The 20,530-nt window shown below is 41.9% G+C and carries 18 protein-coding genes; 13 read left to right on the forward strand and 5 right to left on the reverse strand.

What is annotated here, in order from left to right; translation table 11 throughout:
* Nucleotides 1–105 precede the first annotated feature (105 nt).
* From MMU07_RS09370 to MMU07_RS09380, 3 genes are read left to right on the forward strand one after another with little or no spacing between them, the layout of a single operon-like run.
* Nucleotides 106–588, forward strand: coding sequence for an RNA polymerase sigma factor (locus MMU07_RS09370; RefSeq protein ID WP_241125607.1), 483 nt, complete (start codon nt 106–108; stop codon nt 586–588).
* A complete protein-coding gene (locus tag MMU07_RS09375) occupies nt 588–908 on the forward strand; it encodes a hypothetical protein (RefSeq protein WP_241125608.1) in 321 nt (106 codons plus the stop codon). Before MMU07_RS09370 ends, MMU07_RS09375 begins: the two co-directional genes overlap by 1 nt.
* 22 nt (nt 909–930) lie before the next feature.
* Entirely contained in the window at nt 931–1,728 is a 798-nt protein-coding gene (locus MMU07_RS09380) for a hypothetical protein (RefSeq protein ID WP_241125609.1), read from the forward strand.
* A 96-nt stretch (nt 1,729–1,824) separates the two neighbouring features.
* Here the strand turns inward: MMU07_RS09380 and MMU07_RS09385 are convergent, their stop codons facing one another.
* The 3 genes from MMU07_RS09385 to MMU07_RS09395 all read right to left on the reverse strand — a co-directional run bounded on the left by MMU07_RS09385 (nt 1,825) and on the right by MMU07_RS09395 (nt 5,724).
* Nucleotides 1,825–3,513, reverse strand: coding sequence for a DUF885 family protein (locus tag MMU07_RS09385; protein ID WP_241125610.1), 1,689 nt, complete (start codon nt 3,511–3,513; stop codon nt 1,825–1,827).
* An 85-nt stretch (nt 3,514–3,598) separates the two neighbouring features.
* The gene (locus MMU07_RS09390; protein WP_241125611.1) at nt 3,599–4,735 is read right to left on the reverse strand and encodes an ATP-binding protein; all 1,137 of its coding nucleotides are present in this window, start codon (nt 4,733–4,735) and stop codon (nt 3,599–3,601) included.
* 110 nt (nt 4,736–4,845) lie between these two features.
* A complete protein-coding gene (locus MMU07_RS09395; protein ID WP_241125612.1) occupies nt 4,846–5,724 on the reverse strand; it encodes an AraC family transcriptional regulator in 879 nt (292 codons plus the stop codon).
* A gap of 295 nt (nt 5,725–6,019) precedes the next feature.
* Here MMU07_RS09395 and MMU07_RS09400 point away from each other — a divergent pair, with 295 nt between their 5' ends.
* The 5 genes from MMU07_RS09400 to MMU07_RS09420 all read left to right on the forward strand — a co-directional run bounded on the left by MMU07_RS09400 (nt 6,020) and on the right by MMU07_RS09420 (nt 12,091).
* A complete protein-coding gene (locus MMU07_RS09400) occupies nt 6,020–6,910 on the forward strand; it encodes a dihydrodipicolinate synthase family protein (protein WP_241125613.1) in 891 nt (296 codons plus the stop codon).
* A gap of 183 nt (nt 6,911–7,093) precedes the next feature.
* Entirely contained in the window at nt 7,094–8,599 is a 1,506-nt protein-coding gene (locus MMU07_RS09405) for an aldehyde dehydrogenase (NADP(+)) (protein WP_336246186.1), read from the forward strand.
* 21 nt (nt 8,600–8,620) lie between these two features.
* Entirely contained in the window at nt 8,621–9,622 is a 1,002-nt protein-coding gene (locus MMU07_RS09410) for a PDDEXK nuclease domain-containing protein (protein ID WP_241125614.1), read from the forward strand.
* A gap of 1 nt (nt 9,623) precedes the next feature.
* On the forward strand, nt 9,624–10,622 hold the full coding sequence (locus MMU07_RS09415) for a 4-hydroxyproline epimerase (protein WP_241125615.1): 999 nt from the start codon (nt 9,624–9,626) through the stop codon (nt 10,620–10,622).
* Nucleotides 10,623–10,846: 224 nt separating this feature from the next.
* On the forward strand, nt 10,847–12,091 hold the full coding sequence (locus MMU07_RS09420; RefSeq protein ID WP_241125616.1) for an NAD(P)/FAD-dependent oxidoreductase: 1,245 nt from the start codon (nt 10,847–10,849) through the stop codon (nt 12,089–12,091).
* A gap of 282 nt (nt 12,092–12,373) precedes the next feature.
* On the opposite strand, the gene MMU07_RS09425 is transcribed toward MMU07_RS09420, so the two are convergent.
* Nucleotides 12,374–13,249: an alpha/beta hydrolase gene (locus tag MMU07_RS09425; RefSeq protein WP_241125617.1), complete on the reverse strand. Its 876-nt coding sequence runs from the start codon at nt 13,247–13,249 to the stop codon at nt 12,374–12,376.
* 223 nt (nt 13,250–13,472) lie between these two features.
* Between MMU07_RS09425 and nth the strand changes: the two genes are divergently transcribed.
* From nth to MMU07_RS09440, 3 genes are read left to right on the forward strand one after another with little or no spacing between them, the layout of a single operon-like run.
* Complete coding sequence (nth, locus tag MMU07_RS09430) at nt 13,473–14,159, forward strand: endonuclease III (RefSeq protein ID WP_241125618.1); 687 nt, start codon at nt 13,473–13,475, stop codon at nt 14,157–14,159.
* The gene (gene asnB / locus MMU07_RS09435; RefSeq protein WP_241125619.1) at nt 14,160–15,947 is read left to right on the forward strand and encodes an asparagine synthase (glutamine-hydrolyzing); all 1,788 of its coding nucleotides are present in this window, start codon (nt 14,160–14,162) and stop codon (nt 15,945–15,947) included.
* Nucleotides 15,944–17,167, forward strand: a complete 1,224-nt coding sequence (locus MMU07_RS09440) for a glycosyltransferase family 4 protein (protein ID WP_241125620.1) — start codon at nt 15,944–15,946, stop codon at nt 17,165–17,167. Before asnB ends, MMU07_RS09440 begins: the two co-directional genes overlap by 4 nt.
* Here MMU07_RS09440 and gldB read toward each other — a convergent pair.
* The gene (gene gldB, locus MMU07_RS09445; RefSeq protein WP_241125621.1) at nt 17,136–18,140 is read right to left on the reverse strand and encodes a gliding motility lipoprotein GldB; all 1,005 of its coding nucleotides are present in this window, start codon (nt 18,138–18,140) and stop codon (nt 17,136–17,138) included. The genes MMU07_RS09440 and gldB overlap by 32 nt on opposite strands.
* Before the next feature lie 226 nt (nt 18,141–18,366).
* Here gldB and MMU07_RS09450 point away from each other — a divergent pair, with 226 nt between their 5' ends.
* Nucleotides 18,367–19,314, forward strand: a complete 948-nt coding sequence (locus MMU07_RS09450; RefSeq protein WP_241125622.1) for a fasciclin domain-containing protein — start codon at nt 18,367–18,369, stop codon at nt 19,312–19,314.
* A 182-nt stretch (nt 19,315–19,496) separates the two neighbouring features.
* A complete protein-coding gene (locus MMU07_RS09455; RefSeq protein ID WP_241125623.1) occupies nt 19,497–20,501 on the forward strand; it encodes a radical SAM/SPASM domain-containing protein in 1,005 nt (334 codons plus the stop codon).
* The last annotated feature ends 29 nt before the right edge of the window (nt 20,502–20,530 follow it).

A 20,530-nucleotide genomic window follows, 5' to 3' on the forward strand; every position in this document is an offset into this window, starting at 1 on the left:
TATTTCAATTTATATCTACCATATTTCCATTTAAATCTAATCTTCCCAAAAATTCTTCGAGAACTTTGTCATATAATCTTAACTTTTTGAAACAAAGGAGTACAAATGAAAAAACACTGGCTCGAAACCATACTCAAAGAACTTCATTCCGAAGCTTACCATTGGTCGCGGCAGTGTTGCTCATTTGATGAAGATCGGGCCAAAGATGTCCTGCAGCTTGTGTACCTGAAAATACTGGAAGGCAAAGCTGTCTATAAGGAAAAGTCCCAAGTCAAAACCTGGCTGTTTTCAGTCATCAGGTTTACGGCCTACGAAGAAATCAAAAAGGAAGGAAGAAACGCTTCTTTGGACAACCTTCCAGAAATGGCTTATGAAAATGATCCTCCTGAAAATGATTCCCATGAGGCCTTGCTGCAGGCGCTTCCGGAACGGCAAAAGGAAGTGTTGCTGATGGTATTCTACCACGACATGACTTTGGAGCAATGTGCCGAAGTGATGCAGCTACATATCGGCACGGTGCGGACCCATTATGACAGGGGAAAGAAAAAATTGAAAGAGTGGATTGAAAAAACAAGAATCGAAAAGTGATGAGAAACGAAACCGATAAAGAATTACAAAGCTTCTTTGATCAATTAAAGGAGAATGATCGGGGTATTCAAATTCCCGCTTTTCCGGAAGTAATAAAACCAAGAAGTATCAATTGGTGGATTCCAATGGGGATCGCTGCTTCTTTGGCTTTGGGGTTTTTCCTATGGCCCCAGCAAAAACAGGAACTTAATCTTCCGGCTGAGGTAATCATAATCACGCTTGAAAAAGATGAAAATAACAACCAACAAATCCTGATCGAAGAAAAGACATATCTGGAAACTTGGGAATCTCCAACGGCTTCCCTTTTGACCGAATACTAAACCAACAATAAATTATAAAACCATGAAAAAAAACATCCTTTTCCTACTTCTATTCCTCACTATAGGCTTGGCAAATGCCCAGGACATGTTTCAGGAATACCTGTTCTCTGCCGATATCGTCATGAAAAACAGGGATAAAATTTCCCTTTCTGATGCCCAAGCCGAGAAAATCAAAAAAATCCACAGTACCAATGCCGCCGACTTCAGTACACTCAAATGGGATTTGGATGCGGCCACTGAAAAGCTGAAAAAACTGTTAGCAACATCCAAACCTGATGCGGTAGCTGTTTCCAAACAGATGGATGTTGTTTTGGACATAGAAAATCGCTTGAAGAAAAAGCAGCTCAGTACATTGGTGGCCATAAAAAATGAGCTGACAGAAAACCAACAAGCTTCTTTGAATGGATCCAAAAATTGGATGTTATATGCTTCTCCGGCAAAGATTCCATCTACATTTCAAAGCACAAGTCCACAATTCAGAGTTGGTACAGGGCCAATAGATTCTGATGGCAGCTTTGCACAAGAACGTGTAAATGGCATAACTGTCACACCTAACTCCTCAGACTCATACGTTATAAACTCAGATCCAAAGTCTAAGATTTATCTCCAAATGGATCCAAAATCTAAAGGGGATAAACCGGTATACTACCTAAAAACGAAAAATGGATTGGAGGAATTTTTCGATTTTGATAATATCAACCCTGATAATATTCAAAGTATTGAAGTCCTAAAGGGTGAAACAGCAACAATTAAACTAGGTGATAAAGCCAAAAACGGAGCAATCATTATCACCTTAAAAAAAGACAAGCAGGAGGAGTAGGAGAAGTGAAACTGAATAGACCTTTGAGGTTTTTTCAAACCTCGAAGGTCTATTCTTTTTTAAATTAATCCCAAAACCCTCGAGGTCGAAAAGACCTCAAGGGTTCAAAAACCTCCAGTTACTCTTAAAATTCCTTGGAAGATTTTCTTCCTTCATCCTTGCTCGGAGGAGTTCGATAGGCATGTAGTTTTGGCTGATAAAGAAATCATGGAATTGCTTTTCGGTCATTTTTCCCGAGGCCAACATCTCGTTTTTCAAAGCATAGACCTGTAATCCCCCGATCATATACGCCAACTGGTACAGTGGGCCATAACTTCCTTCAAATGACCTTCTGACTTCCGCTTCTGCATTGGCCCGCTCGTGACCGACTTTGTCCACTAGGAAATCGATGCATTGCTGTGGTGTCCATTTGCCAAGGTGGTAATTGAGCGAAAAGACAATCCTTGCCGCCCGGTGCATTCTCCAAAACAACATGCCTACTTTGTCTTCGGCATTTCTTGGGAAATTCTTGTCCCAAAGGTTAAACTCCCAATACAAAGTCCATCCCTCTACCCAAAAGGGCGTATTGAACATCCTTCGGTGAGGGAAATGGCGCTGATTCATGAATTGCTGCATGTGGTGTCCGGGAATCAGTTCATGCTGTACTGTTGCCCTGGAGAAGTGGGGATTGTTTCCGCGCATGCTCATCATTTTGTCGGCATGGGACATTTCGGACGTGGGATAGGAGATGATGATCGTCTCCCCACCCAAAAAGAAGGGACTGACTTTTTGCCTTTCTGCCGACATCATAGAAGTCCGCCAGGTTTCTTTGGCCATTTCTGGAATGGTCATCAAGTCTCTTTCCTCCAAAAAGGTGATCGCTTCCTCTGCCATTTCGGTGACCATCTGCGGCCATTCTCCGGCAGGAACGTAGGTATTTTTCACTTTCTCCAAAGCGGCTTTCCAGTCGTTGCCAAATCCCATTTCCTGCGAGGCTTTTAACATTTCGCGTTCACACCAGGCATATTGCTTTTCCCCTTCTGCCAAAAGTTCTTCCGCAGTATAGGGAATCATGTTGTAAGCGAGTTCCTTTTCGATGGCTACTTTTCCCACCACTTTGCCGATGATTCCCGAACCGTCATCCTTGACCACGGTATTTTCAAAGTGGTTTTTCAAAAATTCCCCATAGGCTTTTAAGCTTTTGTTCATACTAGCCATGGGTTCCTTCATCCACCAAGTGAATTCAGGGTCATAGTCAAAGTAGAATTTGTAAGCTTCTTCTGTACTTTTTCTCATCGCCTCTACTACTTGGGAAGCAAGTTCCGCTTTTTGCCAACTGTCGTAAGGCTTGCTTTTTTTGCTTTGCTCCCATTTGCTTTTCATGGCCATTTCGACTTGGGTAAAAGTAGCCGCCAATTCCTGTGCATTGGGTTTGATGGCCATCCTTCTTGCCTGATAGAATTTTTCCAGTGGGGCCACAAAGTCCACCACATTTTTTACGTCTTTATATTCTTCAAAAGCAGCAGAATGAAAGTAACTTTCCTTTTCAAGGTAATTTTTAAAAATCTGATAGTCCAGTTTGCCATCGGCCGAATAAGAATCATAAGGCATATTCTCGAGGGCTTTCAGCCAATCAAGATACAGGCGGCCGATCCTTTCAAAATATTCATCAGAAAGTGGATTGTTATATTTTCTGTTGAGTGCAGTACGGTCCGCCTGATAGCTCATGATGGCAGGATAGAGTTCGGAGGCGGATACCTGCCAAGCCATCAGGAACATGAGGGAAATAAGGAGCAGTTTTTTCATAGGTTTTGAAAATGGATTTGTTTGCGGAATGATTTCGGAGAGAGACATTTTTTTTCTAAAAGGATTTTTAATTTCCTAAGCCCATTTATTCCTCCATAAACAAGGTATAGAAGTTCTCAGGAGTGATGATGGAAAATTTTGTATCTGGATATGTTTCAAGAAATATTTTTGGGATTTTATGTTTGGATGAAGAATTAAATTTGAATTCAAAGCAGTGGAATTTTCCATCCACTTCCTCCAGGTAATCTATTTCTTGTTGGTCATAAGTCCTCCAAAAATAGGAATTTACGAAGCGCCGGTGATTTTCATTGAATTTTATCCGTTCACTGATACAGAAATTTTCCCATAAACCACCGGTATCTGTTCTTAACTCTACAGCATTGAAATTCCTGATAACTGCATTTCTTATACCCACATCATAAAAATATATCTTTTGGCTTTTGTTAATTTCTTTGCGCAGATTTCTGCTGAATGAGGTTAACCGAAACAATACAAAAGATTTTTCTAATAAATCAAGATACCGTTTGATGGTATTGACATTTGTCCCTGTAATTTGCGCTAACTCATTTAAGGAGGATTCACTTCCTGTCTGTAATGCTACAGCCTTGAGGAGTTTTTGTAAGAGCTCCGGTTTTTTGATGTCCTCAAATTGAAGTAAATCTTTATATAGGTAGTTGGAACTGATTTCCATCAATTCTTCAATTTTTTCATTTCCATCTGCCAAAAAAACCTGTGGATACAGCCCGTACCTTAGATTTTGGCTAAGGGATGCTTTGATCCTGATTAGATCCTCTGTTTGATGGATTTCCTCAAGGGAAAATGGTAATAATAAAAACTGACGGGATCTTCCGGTCAACGGTTCTGAAATTCTGCTCGAAAGTTCGAAACTTGATGATCCCGTAGCTAGAAACTGCACATTGGGAAATGTATCTACCAGTACTTTGAGGACTATACCGATATTTTCAATATTCTGGGCCTCATCAAAAACCACAAGCTTATTTTGCCCAATAAAATCTTTCAAAAGAACCGAATTAGTCGTATTGAGTACATCTTTGAATTCCTGGAGTTCACAATTGATATAGGCAGATTCTTGAGGATAATTTTCCAATAATTTTTTAACCAATGTAGTTTTACCTGTTCTTCTGGCCCCATAAAGAATGATCACCTTTCCCTTGAAAAGGTTCTGAACCAACAGTGTGAATATTTTCCTTTCAATTTCCATTTTAAAAACTGGTATTGTAACTCATAAATTTAGCTAAAAATATGAAGTTGACTTCATGTTTTTAGCTAAATTTGTGAATTTAAGGTTTTGATTCGGAGAAAATTTTAGACTTATCCTTGAAACCTATGCTTCATTCGAAAGTTTTTTGGGGTCTCCTGCCTGAATTTTTTAAATGCCCTATTAAAGTAAGAAAGATTTTGGAATCCCGTCTGAAAAGCAATTTGGGAAATCGATAAGTCCGTTTCCTGAAGCAGGTGACAGGACTTGTGAATACGGAGTTCATTCAGGAATTCGGTATAGGTCTTGCCTGTCCGCTCCTTGAAAAACCGGCAGAATGCTTCCTTGCTCATGTTGGCGGTTTCAGCTACTTCCTTGAGGCTGATGTTGCGGTGGTTCTCAGCAAGGATAAAAGCCATGACATTGCCCATGCGCTTACCTTCAAGTTCAGAATAATCCCTGATAGGAAGTAAGCGGTTAAGTGGTAGCATTGCATGGGGTTGTTGCAAGTACCGGATCATTTCCAAGGCTGCCAGGACTTTTTCCATCCCTGTTTTTAAGGCAAATGTCCGGATGCTGTTTTTAAGGAATTCCTGATTTTCGCACTTGACCACGTAGCATCCTTTGATGGCGTTGACCCATTGTCTGAGTTCCAGAAATTCTTCTACTTCCCAGATTCCTTTACCGAGCGCCTCAAAATCAAAGAAGATCGTGTTGCTGACGGATTTGATGGAATTGGTTTTTTGGAAGTATTCCTCATCAGAACGGAAGACATGCGGCACATTTGAACCAAGCAGGTAAATATCTCCCGGTTCAAACCTCCCCAGATAATCCCCAACCATCAGTTGGCCTTTTCCCTCCAAGATGAGAGTAAGTTGCCACTCAGGATGCTGGTGGAGTTTGTCATAGAAGTGACTCCCTTCATCCACCTGGAAGCGGACAAATTCCTTTTGTGATTTGGGGATTTTGAAGGGGATAATTTTTAGACTCATATTTTAGAAGCGAGAAGCGAGAAGCGAGAAGCGAGAGGCAAGAAGCGAGAAACAAGGGAGTAGAAGGCACTGTCTAGTTTTTCATGCACCTAGCCAAACAAAATAATGGTTAAAATCGATTATAGTGGCTGTCGACTGTCGACCATGGACTATGGACTAATTAATTTTCAATATGATATTAATTTATTTTTACCAAAATATCTAATTCAAAATCAATATGGTATTACTATTGACTAATCAAGTGTAAGTATCAAGCCATTAATCGCTTTACCTTTGGTTAAAAAAAGAAAAGAATATGAATTGGCAAGGTGTATTTCCGGCAGTGACGACCAAATTCCATCAGGATGGAAGCTTGGACATGGACATGTTTTTCAAAAACCTTGATGCGCAGCTCGAAGCAGGCGTACACGGTATCATCCTCGGAGGCACGTTGGGTGAATCCTCGGTACTTAGCTTGGAGGAAAAAATCCAATTGACAACCGAAACGGTAAAGTATGTCAATGGCAAAGTTCCTGTGATCCTAAATATCGCAGAAGGAGCCACGCGAGATGCTATATTTTGGGCACACAAGGCAAAGGAAATGGGCGCTTCAGGTTTGATGCTATTGCCTCCGATGCGGTATGGTTCTGATGCAAGAGAGACCGTCGCTTACTTCAAGGCAGTGGCCAACAGTACAGATTTGCCGATCATGATCTATAACAATCCGGTGGATTATAAGACTTTGGTGACCTTGGCCATGTTTGAGGAATTGACCGATTGCCCAAATATCCAAGCCGTCAAAGAATCCACAAGAGATATCTCCAATGTGACAAGGATGAGAAACCTATTTGGTGACAGGTTCAAAATCCTCTGCGGAGTTGATACATTGGCGATGGAAGAATTGCTGATGAGTGCTGACGGGTGGGTTGCCGGATTGGTTTGTGCTTTTCCAAAAGAGACTGTAGCCGTCTATAACCTCGTGAAGGCCGGAAAGACAGAAGAGGCTTTAAAAATCTACCGTTGGTTCTTACCTTTATTGGAACTCGATATCCATCCGAAGTTGGTGCAGTACATCAAGCTCGCAGAGCAGATGGCTGGCATCGGGACAGAATGGGTTCGCGCTCCAAGACTGACTTTGATCGGGGAAGAAAGGGTAAAAATCGAGAACATCATCAAAGTGGGATTGGAACACAGACCGAATTTGTAATACGATTTACGAATTAAAGGATTTACGATTTACGGGCACCAAGAACAATGTACCAAGTACGAAGTAGGTATGGAAGCACGAAGTACAATGGACGATGTGGGGTGAACTTTAATTGGTTTCTTGGCCTTTTGATTTGAAGAATCTGGATGTCACAAAACTCGACAACTTGATAACTCGACAACAATTACAACAAATAGAACCATTACAACCAATAACCAATTAACCATTAACCAAACTCCTCTCATGACCTACGACCAGATTTTTGCCAAAGCACAGGAAGCATTTTTGTTTTATAAAAACCTTCCAGGAAAAGAGAAAGCGGCTTTTCTCAGAAAAATCGCTGACGGATTGGAAGCTGAAAAAGCAACCCTTATCCCTTTGGCATCCAAAGAATCCAACCTTCCCGAAGGAAGGATTACCGGTGAACTTGGAAGGACCACAGGTCAAATCCGCTTGTTTGCAAAGTTGGTGGAGGAAGGAAGTTGGGTGGAAGCAACCATCGACCATGCAGATCCAAACCGCACTCCGGCACCAAAACCGGATATCCGAAGGTTTTTGACACCACTCGGTCCGGTCGTCGTATTTGGAGCGAGTAATTTTCCCTTGGCATTTTCTACAGCCGGAGGCGACACCGTTTCTGCCTTGGCGGCAGGTTGTCCGGTCATCTACAAAGCACATCCTGCCCATCCGGAGACTTCCAAACTTGTCGCCCAGGTCATTCATAGAGCGGTCGTAGATTCAGCTTTGCCGGATGGAATATTTCAGCATGTGGAAGGTGGCGCCAAAGAAGGACAAGCCTTGGCAGTCCATCCGATTGCAAAAGCCATCGCATTTACCGGTTCACATTATGGTGGCATGGCACTGTTCAAGACAGCCAGCCAAAGGAACGAACCGATTCCTGTTTACGCCGAAATGGGTTCTGTGAATCCTATTTTCACTTTCGAGCAAAAACTTTCTAAGGACATCGCAGGAAGTGCCAAAGCATTTATCTCCTGTTTGACCCTTGGAGTGGGGCAGTTCTGTACCAATCCGGGTTTGATATTTGTCCCCAAAACACTGCAAAAAGAATTTGCCGCAGCAATAAAATCAGAAATCGAGGACATAGCCGCAGCACCGATGCTGCATGAAGGCATTGCGGATGCTTATTACAACGCACTCCAATACCTTCAGGGACGTGAGGAACTCGAGTGGGTGAAAGTTGCCGCAGCCAAAGACCTGATCAAAGGCCATCCTGCCTTGGCAAAAATCAAAGCCAAAGATTGGTTGGGAGATGACAAATTTCAACAGGAAGTCTTCGGGGCATTTGCACTGATGGTGGTGTATGAAGGGGAAGATGATTTGCTTGCCATAGCCGAAAAACTCCATGGACAGTTGACGATTACCATTTGGGCGGAAGAAGAAGAACTCAGCGATAAACTTTTTCTGATCAATCTTCTTGAGGAGAAATGCGGCAGAATGCTGTACAAAGGCGTTCCGACCGGTGTGGAAGTAGGATATGCCATGCAGCATGGCGGTCCATATCCGTCTACCTCTGACAGCAGAAGTACTTCCGTCGGTGTCTATGCGATCAAGAGATTTGCAAGACCGATAGCTTTCCAAGACATGCCTGATATCTTATTGCCGGATGCGCTGAGAGAAAGCAATCCCTTGGCGATTTGGAGGACTGTTAACGGGGAATTTAAAAAGTAAATTCTAAAGTGTAAGTCTTATATGCAGTTACCAAACCGGAATTATATTGACTTAATCGATAGAATTGGCTTTACAATTCTAAGGGCTAGGGAAAATGCAATTAGGGCTGTTAATCTTGAGTTGGTAATATCCAACTGGGAGATTGGAAAGAATATTGTGGAATTTGAACAAGGGGGCAAAGAAAAAGCCGAATATGGTAGTGCATTATTGACTAATCTTTCGAAGGATCTAAAATCCAAATATGGAAAAGGTTTTAGTAAGAGTAATATTTACCTTTTTAGACTCTTTTACATCAAATATCCAATTTTCCAGACAGTGTCTGGAAAATTGAGTTGGAGTCATTACGCTGAATTATTATCTATTTCAGACGATCTTGAAAGGAATTCTTATGAAAAACAAAGTGAAAAAGATAATTGGAGTTTTCGGGAATTAAAGGGACAAATAAATTCAGCATTATTTCAACGGATTGCTTTGAGCAAAGATAAAGCCGGGGTATTGGAATTGGCAAGGGATGGTCATGAGGTCCTAATTCCAAATGACATTATCAAAGATCCTTACATTTTTGAGTTTTTGCAGATTCCGCAAAATGAGATTGTAAAAGAAAAAGGATTAGAGGAATTATTGGTCAATAACCTACAAAAGTTTCTGTTAGAGCTTGGAAAAGGATTTTCTTTTGTCGGTCAGCAATATAAAATTACACTTGATAATGAACATTATTTTATTGACCTGGTTTTTTATCACCGGATTCTAAAATGCTTTGTATTGGTTGATTTAAAAACAAGAAGGGTAAAGCACCAGGATATTGGTCAAATGAACCTTTACTTAAACTACTTCTTGGAGGAGGAAAACACTGAAGGGGAAAATCCGCCGGTGGGAATCATTATCGCTGCTGATAAAAATGAACTCCTAGTAAAATACGCAACTGGTGGTATTTCAAATAAAATATTTGTTTCAAAATATCAGCTTTACCTACCAAACCGTGAAGTTTTGGAGGAAAAAATCAAAGAAATAATAAGTAAGTAATATGAAATCAACATTCTCCTGCATCGACGCCCATACCTGTGGCAATCCTGTCAGACTGGTTTCTGGTGGAGTACCTTTTTTGGAAGGGAAAAACATGGTCGAAAAGCGTCAGTATTTTCTGGACCATTTAGATTGGATCCGCAAGGGGCTTATGTTTGAGCCGCGTGGGCATGATATGATGTCGGGTTCGATGCTTTTTCCACCCCATGATCCTGCCAATGACGTTGCGGTTTTATTTATCGAAACAAGCGGTTGCCTGCCCATGTGCGGTCACGGCACAATTGGGACTGTTACCATTGCGATGGAAGAGGGATTGATCACGCCGAAAATTCCCGGCCAACTGAGAATCGAAGCGCCTGCAGGATTGGTAAGGGTGAGCTATGTGAAGGAAGGCAAAAAAGTCAAATCCGTCAAACTGACAAACATTGCTTCCTACCTTGCCGCCACAGACATTGAGGTGCATTGTGATGACTTGGGTACGCTCAAAGTAGATGTGGCTTATGGGGGGAATTTCTACGCCATTGTTGATCCACAGGAAAATTTCTCAGGAATCCAAAATTACCGTGCCGAGCAACTCATCACCTGGAGCCGGGAAATCCGCAAAAAAATCAATGCTTCCCATCAATTTGTCCATCCCGAGCACCCATCTATCCGTGGGCTTTCGCATTTGCTTTGGACAGGGGAACCTATAGACCCCAGTTCTACCGCCAGAAATGCGGTTTTCTATGGCGACAAAGCCATAGACCGTTCACCCTGTGGGACAGGCACTTCGGCTAGGATGGCACAGTGGCATGCCAAAGGTTTGTTGAAAAAAGGGGATGAATTTATCCATGAGAGCTTTATCGGGTCCAAGTTTACAGGCAGGATAGAAGAGGAAACCACCGTCGGAGACTTTCTGGCCATCGTTCCAAGCATCGAAGGTTGGGCAGTGGTGACAGGCTACAATACCATTTTCCTGGATGACGAAGACCCTTATGTGCATGGATTTCAGGTGATTTAGGAGAAGCGAGAAGCTAGAGGCGAGAGCCAAGATGCGAGAGACAATAAATTCAGAATTATGAATTAATAATGAAGAATGACTGGACTCGATTACAACTACAACCAAACTAACCTGATAACCTGACAACGCGAAGCGGACAACAATTACACCAACTACAACATTTAAATCCAAACATTACCAGAATTCAGTCTCAAGTCTCCCTTCTCACATCTCACATCTAAAAAATGAAACCAACCATTATCATCGGCGGCGGGATCGTCGGATTGTTTACTGCGTATTTCCTTCAAAAGTCAGGAACGGAAGTTATCATCATTGACAAAGGTGACATGCAGGTCAATTGCTCCACCGGAAATGCCGGGATGATCGTGCCGAGTCACATCATTCCCTTAGCCGCTCCGGGCATGATCAGCAAAGGGATTTCGTGGATGTTTTCTTCCAAAAGTCCCTTCTACATCCATCCTAGATTTGACAGGAAGCTCTTGCAATGGTCGTGGTTGTTTTACCAATCCGCCAACAAATCCCATGTTGAGAAAAGTATTCCTTATCTGAAAAACCTCAGTCTGATGAGCAAAGCGCTGTACCAACAATTCAAGGCTGAGCACATTGAGTCAAACTTGGGTTTGATAGAAAAGGGTTTGATGATGATCTACCAAACTTCCGAGGTAGAAAAGGAAGAGATTGAATTTGCACATTTGGCACAGAAACATGGTTTGGCGGCAGAAATCCTCAGCCCCGAGGATATCCGGAATATCGAACCCAACCTTGAGGTAAAAGCCCGTGGGGCAGTTTTATTTCCCGGTGATGCCCACCTTTCCCCCGCTGCTTTGTATGGCTTTTTGAAAAAATATTTGGAAGAAAAAGGTGTGCAGTTCAAAAACGAAGTGACGGTCACCGGATTTGAAACAAAGTCCGATAAAGTGATCGGCGTATTGACTTCGGAAGGAAAAATTGAAGGGGATAAGTTTGTGCTTTGTGGAGGCGCTTGGTCTGCCGAATTGGCTAAGATGTTGGATTTTTCACTTCCCATGATGGGCGGAAAAGGATACAGCTTTATCCAGGACAACAAGCCTGAAATCAAGCAGGCGAGTATTTTGACAGAAATGAAAGTTGCCGTCAGTCCTTATGGCAATCAGATCCGATTTGGTGGAACAATGGAAATCGCCGGCACAGATGAATCCATCAACATCAACCGGGTTAAGGGAATCTTCGAATCCATCAACCGGTATTATCCGGATTTCCAATCCAAATTCCCTGAAACCGATCAGATCTGGAAAGGCTTGAGACCTTGTTCGCCCGATGGGTTGCCTTATATCGGTTTTGCGCCTAATTGGAAGAATGTCCTTGTCGGCAGCGGTCATTCTATGATGGGTATAAGCCTGGCACCTGCCACAGGAAAGATCCTCGCAGAACTCCATGCCCAAAAATCCCCAAGTATGGAATTGGCAGGGTTTAAGGTGGATAGGTTTTGACAATCATCTGTGTATGGATTGCATAATTAACTAAAAGAGCTTAGTTGAATTGATTGAAAAATAACAACAATATTGTTGATACCAGTCCATATTGGATAGATAGCATTCGGTCTTACTAACATACAATCATTATGTATAAGCAAATGAATTCATATGATTAGGAGGATTTTAATTATTAGAACTCTATTTGTTATCGTTCCTGTCCTAATTCTTTGCCCAATATATTGTTGCAGATCCATAATAATAAATTAGCCCAGGCACAGCTAAGCTAATTAATAGCCCTCAATCTAAAACCCCATTCAAAAATACCTGCGTTTTGCCAATCAGATTCTGGTAGGTCTCGGTAGTGAAGCCATGTCCCTGGCCTTGGATAAACTCCACTAAGTGTGGGACATTTTTGGCGACAAGGGCGTCTTGTATAATTTCACTTTGAGAAATAGGGATGACGGTGTCTAAATTTCCATGAAAAAATACTGTCGGGACGGAATTGGGCGTGATAAATCCAACAGGACTTGAATCGGCATATATTGCGGGTTTGGCATTGGGATTTCCTCCAAGTAGGTTGTCCAAGAGCAGCTGGGTAAAAAGACTAAAACCATAGAAACTTACAAGTTCTGTTGGGGGAAAAAAGGCCACAACTGCTTTGACCAGACCATTTTGGTTGTTTTTGTAACTGTGCAACAATGCCAAATGCCCTCCTGCGCTACCTCCGGCAAGGATTATTTCATCGCTGACGTCCCATGTAGACAATTGGGACTGGATGTATGCAATGGCGTTTTTGATGTCTTCCTCTTGGGAAGGAAATTTGTTTGCACCTGTCGATATGTTGAAAAGCCTGTAATTGACCGCAACATAAGCATAGTCATCCTGAACGGCTTCCAACCATGGTTTAAATTGAACAAACTCATCTTTGGTTCCATCCACCCATCCACCGCCGTGGATCCACACAAAAACTTTGGTGCTGCCTGTACTTCTATTAGCTGGCAAAAAAACGTCCATGACTTGCCTCGCATTGGTACCGTATGCAGTATTTAAAAGTTCCGCAGCAACTTCTGGATTTAAGTTCGGTTGAGGGTCATCCTTTTCGACGCAGGAAAAGAGTATAAAAATCCCTAAAAAAAGACTGCCGGCAAATCTCAAAACTGAACTCCTTACCATAATTTTTTATTTATTTGATCTGTGAAACAACGAAAGTAAGGATTACTTGTTGTAAAAAATGGGATATGGTTATTAAGTTAATGGTTATTGGTAATGTCCGATTTAGAACCCAGAAATTTCAACCTTAATGTTTTGGAGACAAAATATCAACAAATATCCAGTATCGATCAAAATCAATTTTTTATATCCTTGAATATTCAAATTTAGAAAATAGTAAGTAATCATGCTTCGAAAAGAAAGATACGCTGCAGTAATAGACCATTTTGCCCAACATATGCCGGTAGCGGAGACGGAACTCGTCTTCGAAAATCCCTTTCAGCTTTTGGTATCCGTGGTCTTGAGTGCGCAGTGCACCGATAAGCGTGTCAACATGACAACTCCTGCGATATTCAGGGATTTTCCTACTCCTGCGCATTTGGCAGCCACCGATTTTGATACGCTTTTCCCCTATATCCGCAGCATTTCTTATCCAAATAACAAGACCAAACACCTCATAGGTTTGGGAAAAATGCTGACGGAAGAATTTGGAGGAGAGGTTCCTTCCACCGTGGAGGAGCTTGTCAAGCTTCCCGGTGTAGGACGTAAAACTGCCAATGTCATCACCTCGGTAGTTTGGAACCAACCCAATATGGCAGTAGATACGCATGTTTTCAGGGTTTCTAAGCGCTTGGGTTTGGTCAATCAAAATGCAAAGACACCCCTGGAAGTGGAAAAGCAGCTGATTAAAAATATCCCAAAGAAATACGTCCACATCGCCCATCATTGGCTGATTTTGCATGGCCGGTATGTTTGCCTGGCGAGGAGTCCCAAATGTCTGGAGTGCAATATCACCCATCTTTGCAGGTATTTTGAAAAAAACAAAGAGGCTATCCTGAACAAAGACGCTATACCCCCAAAAAGGAAAAAATAAATGTGTGGAATCCATGTACTCATCCAACCTGTATCCGATGGCCTAGCTGCCATCCAAAAGATGATGCATGCGACTGAACACCGTGGACCGGATTTTTCTGGTTTCTGCAAAGTAGAAGATGATATATTTTTTGCGGCCAATAGGTTAAAAATCCAAGACCTCAGCGATGCCTCCAACCAGCCGCTTTGGTGCGAAGACCAATCGGCGTTGTTGGTCTTTAATGGCGAACTCTACAACCATCCCGAATTGAAAGAAATCCTGGTCAATCGGGGACACCATTTGGATACAGGTTCAGATTCTGTCGTCTTGTTACATTGGCTAAAGACTTTTGGCAAAAAAGGAATCCAACAACTCAAGGGCATGTTTGCCTTTGTCTTCGCAGATCTTGGCAAGAAGGAGATTTTGGTAAGCCGGGATGCCTCAGGAGAGAAACCTCTTTATTTTCACCAACATGGAAATTCCTGGATATTTTCCTCAGAGACCAAAGGGATTTTGGCAGGAATGAAAAACAAACCCAAAATCGACAAAACCCAATTTCTGCCTTTTTTCTACTACAGGCACAGTATGCCGGACAGGTCATTTTTTGAAGAGGTGAGGCAGGTCTTGCCAGGAGAAATTATCATTCTGGATTTCGATGGGCATGTTATCCAAAGAGAGAAAATGGTTTTGGAGCCAAACCAAAAACATGAAACTTCCCAAAATAAATTTGAAGAAATACTCAAAGAGGCTGTCTCCAAAAGTTTTGCCGCCCAAAGGCCTGTCGGAATGGTGCTCAGTGGTGGTGCAGACAGCAGTCTTCTGTATGCAGTTGGGTATGAACTCACCGGGCAAAAATTCCCAACCTATACAGTGGCTTTGGAAAGCAAGTTACAACACAAATACAGAGACCCCCATTTTGTAAGGATTTTCAACCAACAATATCCTTCCGAAAACAGAGAAATCAGGGTGAATAAGTCAACGCTCATGGATAATTGGGGTGCCTACATCCAATCCATGGACCAACCTATCGGAGACAGCGCAGGTTTTTTGACTTGGCTTGTAGCCAAGGAAGCCAAAGAAGAAGTCAAAGTCCTGATCTCAGGTGCAGGTGCGGATGAGCTTTTTGCCGGATACAACAGGCATCGGGCGTTTAGACATTACCTGAACCATCCCACATTGTTGAGGCAGATTGCCACCTTTTCAGATTTCCCATTTCCAGGATATCTGAAAAAATTGCTACAAAGTATCTCCAAAAATCCTGAAGACACTTTTATCCAAATGGCCGCTGTTGAGAAAATCCCCGAGGCATATTTAGGTTTTTTCAGACCTTGGTATCCCAAAAGCGAATTTGGTTTCAAGAATGCTTTGGATTGGGACAGGACTTTCTACCTGGTCAATGACATTTTGAAAATCCATGACAATGCCTGCATGGCACATGGCATTGAAGGCCGTGCACCTTATTTATATTCTGAGCTACTTGAATTTGCCCTTTTTCAGACAGAAGAGGAATTATTGAAAAGCAAAGGAAAAGTTTTTATCAAGGAAGCCTTGAGGAAACGTGGCCTAGGGCAGATTGCAGACCGGAAGAAACTTGGATTTGGTTTGCCCCTGCAGGAATGGATGGAGGAAAATGATTTTAGGGAATGGATCTTTGAACCCATCCGACAGCTATCAAAAGACTGGGGGGAATGTTTTCCACCCGAAATGCTTAAATTTACAGCGCAGCCAGAAAAGGCAGAAAAGAGACATTTCCTTTTGGTTTGGAACATGTTTATCCTAGCAGGTTGGCTGAGTAAGTTTTCGAAATGAAAATCATTTATATCCATCAGTATTTTGTCACTCCTGCTCAGGGAGGAGGAACCCGCTCATACCACTTGGCCAAAGGCATGGTAGAGGCGGGTATCGAGGTGGAGATGATTACCTCGCACTCTGAAAACTATTATGATTTCAAGCTCATTGACGGGATCAAGATACATTACCTTCCAGTATCCTACCGTCAGGAATATGGGTTTTTGAAGAGAATTTGGGCATTTTCCGCATTTGTGGATCAGACAAAAAAGCTTCTGCTCAAATTACCACGGCCTGATTTTTTATACATTACTTCGACTCCATTGACTACCGGATGGATTGGGCTGTGGGCCAAAAAGAAGCTGGCAATTCCTTTCTTTTTTGAAGTCAGAGACCTTTGGCCGGACGCTCCGATACAGGTGGGCGTCATCCAAAATCCTGTCTTGAAGAAAATTCTCTACAGTCTCGAGTCCAAGATTTACAGGCATGCTTTTAAGGTGATAGCCCTTTCTCCCGGCATCGCCAACTCCATCCGTGAAAAGTGCGATTTCTGCAAAATCCACCTGATCCCTAATTTTGCTGACACTGAGTTTTTCCATCCCATGGAGAAAAAGGAATCAATTCTTCAAAAATTTGGTCTCAAACCGACCTTTACCATCGCCTACGCAGGCGCGATCGGTCAGGTCAATGCTGTCGATGAAATGCTGATCTTGGCAAAAATGGCACAAGACAGAGGTAAGGATTACCAGTTTGCCGTAATGGGAAAAGGATCCAAGGCTGAAGATTTGCTACGCAAAGCAAAGAACTTGGGGCTTCACAATTTTTTCTATTTCCCCTTTGGAAGCAAGGAGGAAGTCCGTCAGCTCTTGTCGGTTTCGGATATGGCAATGGTCACCTTTGCCCACCTTCCTGTACTTAAAACCAACAGTCCCAATAAATTTTTTGATGCCTTGGCAGCAGGAAAGGGAATCATCGTCAACCATAAAGGTTGGGTGTACCAATTGGTCAGGGAGTATAGTTTGGGAATTTATTTCAATCCTGAAAATCCCGAAGTAGCTTTTGAAAAGTTGGAAAAAATGGCTTCAGATCAAAAATTACTTCAGGAAACTCAAAAAAATTCCCGTGAATTGGCTGAGAAATATTTTTCAAAAGAGATAGCTATTCAAAGGCTTCTTGCAGTTATCGATCCGGACAAATTCGGAAAGGATTTTAGGGACGAGGTTTATATCCTGACAGCTTGAAGATTTTTTCAGTGTCGGATTCTTCCATCAATTCCCATAGCGGGACATCTTTGTTGAATTGGTAATCGTCCACAATATTCCATCCAAGCCACCTCCCTACTCTACCCGGAGCGTCAGGACTGATTTCAACGGTGGATGGTGCTTCGCCGGTATATTTTCTGATTTCAAAGGGATTGGTTTCGAATAGCAGGTCATTTTCCACAAAATAGGACCAAATCAAAACTTCATTGTCAAAGCATGCTGCCACCTCTTCGCTTGAATAGCCGATGATAAACTCATCCGGAGTGCAAGGAAGGATTGCTTTGGTAAAATGATAGGCCTTGCCATAGTATATCATTTCGGCTACGAGGGAATTTTGCTTGAGGTCAGTCTTATTGTACACGGAAGAAATCGCTGTAACAATCATCGGTACAATGTATTTGGCTTCATACCTTTTTGCAATATATTCAGGCAAATCCGGTACCTGAAACCGATGGTCCGAAGGCAGAAAATAGTCCAAGCCAATGACGACCATTTCTTCGTCGATATAAAGATCAGAGCTAAACCCGCTGACAAAAGTATAGACCTTTGGCACCTTAAATTCCGGAAAATAGTGCTTGATATACTTGAAGGCATCGCTCAAGTCTTTTTCCAAACCTGTGACATCAGGGTAGTGAATCATCACTTCATCGTAAAGTTCACGCATCAGCGTATCCTGATGGGTAGCAAGAAGATCAGCAGCCAAATCCTCTTTAAAGGGATAGTTGGACGTCAATAGATACTTTTCTGCGAAGTAGGAGTGGTTTTCAAAAAGGTAAGTGAATTCGTCAGGGGTTTTTGCTGAAAAGAAATCGTTTTCCAACCTTACAATCTTCAATTCTAAGTCTGTATTGAGGATATCTTCGTCCAAATGGCAATGCTCGGTTTCCTTTTTGCAGGATGAAAAAATTATAACAAGACTCAAAATTGCAGAAAAGAGAATTTGGTTTTTCATAAGAATGCCAGGCGGGTATAGAACTTGCCCAAATCTACAAGGAATCTTAAAATTATTGGTTGATTTTTTTTTCAAGGGGGTAACTAAATTAACTTATATTGTTGAGTTTAGTTACAAATTGTTTCTGTTCATTTACAGTTTTAAGTCAATGATTGCTTCTGAAATAACATTCATTGACTGATTGGGTTATTAAATATGTAATTCAATACCTAACCAACAAAAAATTATGAAAACTATCAGATCAAAATGGTCCTTGGCGACCTTAGCCTTATTCTCGGCAGCACTTGTGCTTTTCTCTTCTTGCAATGAGAATGACCCAATTACACCTGACCCCAATATTGTAGAAGTAGCAGCCTCAAATACTAATTTTTCAACATTAGTAACTGCAGTTCAGACGGCAGGATTAGTACCCACACTTTCAGGTAAAGGTCCATTCACAGTATTTGCACCTACAAATGATGCGTTCAACAGATTTCTTACTGCAAATTCCCTTACTGCAGCTCAATTATTGGCTTCCGATGGATTGGAAGAAACTTTGACCTACCACGTAGTAGGTGCTTCAGTTCCTTCTTCTGCGGTCACTGCAGGTAAAGTTACCACCGTATCCGGTGATCCTTTTTATGTTAGTATTGCCCCAAATAATGAAATCTGGATCAATGGAAATACCAAAATTATTTCTACTGATGTAGCGGCATCCAACGGAATCATTCACGTACTTGATAATGTGATAACAGCTCCCACGCAGAATATTGCCGAAATTGCGATTGCCTCCACTACTGCGGCAACTCCCCAATTCACACAATTGGTAGCTGCTTTGGTCCGGGCCAATCTTGCAGGAGCATTTCAAGGTGGTTTTAACGACAACTTAACCGTATTTGCGCCAACTGATGCGGCATTCCAAGATCTTTACACTGCCTTAGGTGTTTCAGGTGTTGATGAAATTGATTTGGCAACTTTGACCGCTGTTTTGCAGTATCATGTGGTTCCTGCTAGGGCTTTCTCTCAAGATTTGAGACAAGGTGCATCTTTGCCTACCTTGCTTTCAGGTAAAAATCTTACAGTAAATTTATCCAACCTAAAAATCAATGATTCGGGACTAGTTGCAGCGGCCTTGAATATCCATGCCACCAATGGGGTAATCCATGTGATTGATAAGGTTTTGTTACCGCAATAATTATGACAGTTTATGGGCCATAGTTAACAGACTATAGTTAATAGACCATGGTCGATAGAATTTGAAATAACTTTCAAATACTTAATGAGTATCTGTTTTAATATGGAGTAAATTAAATGGAAAAAGTGCCGGTAACCGCCGGCACTTTTTATTTGCTCGTTATTTTTTGGTTATTTCAATCCGTGGAAAATAAATTGGTAATTGGAAAGGCACTATTGAAATACATGAGTTTCAAAAAACTCAGCAATTACCTTTTGCTTTTGTCTTCCTATCAAATCAGCAGATTACTTGGAAAGCCTAGAATTTGGGGCCTTCCAACCACATTGTCCATTGAACCGACGACAAGCTGTAACCTCCGCTGTCCCGAATGCCCGAGTGGGTTGCGGAATTTTTCGAGGCCTACAGGAATGATAGAAGAGCAACTTTTCCGTGACATCATAGACCAATCAAAAGACTATCTCACCTTCCTCCATATTTACTTTCAGGGAGAGCCTTTTCTTCATCCAAAATTTTTGGATATGGTTTCTTATGCGGACAAAAGCAAGGTCTTTACCTCCACTTCTACCAATGCCCATTACCTGAATCAAAAAAATGTGGAATCTATCCTTTCATCAGGATTAAAGCAGCTTATCGTATCTATGGACGGCATCACACAGGAGATTTATGAGGATTATAGGATTGGGGGAAACCTTGAAAAAGTAAAAAAGGGGCTTTCGCTTCTGCTTCAAACAAGAAAAGAATCCAGACAGCTTTACCCAAGAATTGTCCTTCAGTTTCTTGTGACGGGCAAAAACGAGCATCAGATTCCTGCCCTAAAAGATTGGGCTATAGAAGTCGGAGTGGATGAATTACAGCTGAAAACCACCCAAATCTATGATTTTGAAAAAGGATCACCTTTGATTCCAAGTGACCACCGATATTCCCGCTACTTACCCAATGGCAATGGGACCTGGAGACTCAAGAAGAAAATCGAAAATAAATGTTGGCGTATGTGGCAAGGGGCAGTTTTGACTTGGGATGGCAGGATGCTGCCTTGTTGTTTTGACAAAGATGGACAACATGTGATGGGAAAAATCGGAGAAAGCAGTTTCAAGGAAATCTGGAAAAATGAGACATATTCGAAATTTCGGAAACAATTGTTGGAAGATAGGTCACAAATTGACATCTGTAAAAACTGTACGGAGTAATTGGAATAGGCCTAATTTAATTGCTATGA

This window comes from Cognataquiflexum nitidum, assembly GCF_022538055.1.
GTDB classification, from domain to species: domain Bacteria; phylum Bacteroidota; class Bacteroidia; order Cytophagales; family Cyclobacteriaceae; genus Cognataquiflexum; species Cognataquiflexum nitidum.

What these genes read in the sequence shown, in the direction of transcription:
- MMU07_RS09450 (WP_241125622.1), top strand. Translation starts at nt 18,367, where the DNA reads ATGAAAACTATCAGATCAAAATGGTCCTTGGCGACCTTAGCCTTATTC.
- gldB (WP_241125621.1), bottom strand. Translation starts at nt 18,140, where the DNA reads ATGAAAAACCAAATTCTCTTTTCTGCAATTTTGAGTCTTGTTATAATT.
- MMU07_RS09425 (WP_241125617.1), bottom strand. Translation starts at nt 13,249, where the DNA reads ATGGTAAGGAGTTCAGTTTTGAGATTTGCCGGCAGTCTTTTTTTAGGG.
- MMU07_RS09375 (WP_241125608.1), top strand. Translation starts at nt 588, where the DNA reads ATGAGAAACGAAACCGATAAAGAATTACAAAGCTTCTTTGATCAATTA.
- MMU07_RS09385 (WP_241125610.1), bottom strand. Translation starts at nt 3,513, where the DNA reads ATGAAAAAACTGCTCCTTATTTCCCTCATGTTCCTGATGGCTTGGCAG.
- MMU07_RS09410 (WP_241125614.1), top strand. Translation starts at nt 8,621, where the DNA reads ATGCAGTTACCAAACCGGAATTATATTGACTTAATCGATAGAATTGGC.
- asnB (WP_241125619.1), top strand. Translation starts at nt 14,160, where the DNA reads ATGTGTGGAATCCATGTACTCATCCAACCTGTATCCGATGGCCTAGCT.
- MMU07_RS09370 (WP_241125607.1), top strand. Translation starts at nt 106, where the DNA reads ATGAAAAAACACTGGCTCGAAACCATACTCAAAGAACTTCATTCCGAA.
- MMU07_RS09440 (WP_241125620.1), top strand. Translation starts at nt 15,944, where the DNA reads ATGAAAATCATTTATATCCATCAGTATTTTGTCACTCCTGCTCAGGGA.
- MMU07_RS09380 (WP_241125609.1), top strand. Translation starts at nt 931, where the DNA reads ATGAAAAAAAACATCCTTTTCCTACTTCTATTCCTCACTATAGGCTTG.
- MMU07_RS09395 (WP_241125612.1), bottom strand. Translation starts at nt 5,724, where the DNA reads ATGAGTCTAAAAATTATCCCCTTCAAAATCCCCAAATCACAAAAGGAA.
- nth (WP_241125618.1), top strand. Translation starts at nt 13,473, where the DNA reads ATGCTTCGAAAAGAAAGATACGCTGCAGTAATAGACCATTTTGCCCAA.
- MMU07_RS09415 (WP_241125615.1), top strand. Translation starts at nt 9,624, where the DNA reads ATGAAATCAACATTCTCCTGCATCGACGCCCATACCTGTGGCAATCCT.
- MMU07_RS09400 (WP_241125613.1), top strand. Translation starts at nt 6,020, where the DNA reads ATGAATTGGCAAGGTGTATTTCCGGCAGTGACGACCAAATTCCATCAG.
- MMU07_RS09420 (WP_241125616.1), top strand. Translation starts at nt 10,847, where the DNA reads ATGAAACCAACCATTATCATCGGCGGCGGGATCGTCGGATTGTTTACT.
- MMU07_RS09390 (WP_241125611.1), bottom strand. Translation starts at nt 4,735, where the DNA reads ATGGAAATTGAAAGGAAAATATTCACACTGTTGGTTCAGAACCTTTTC.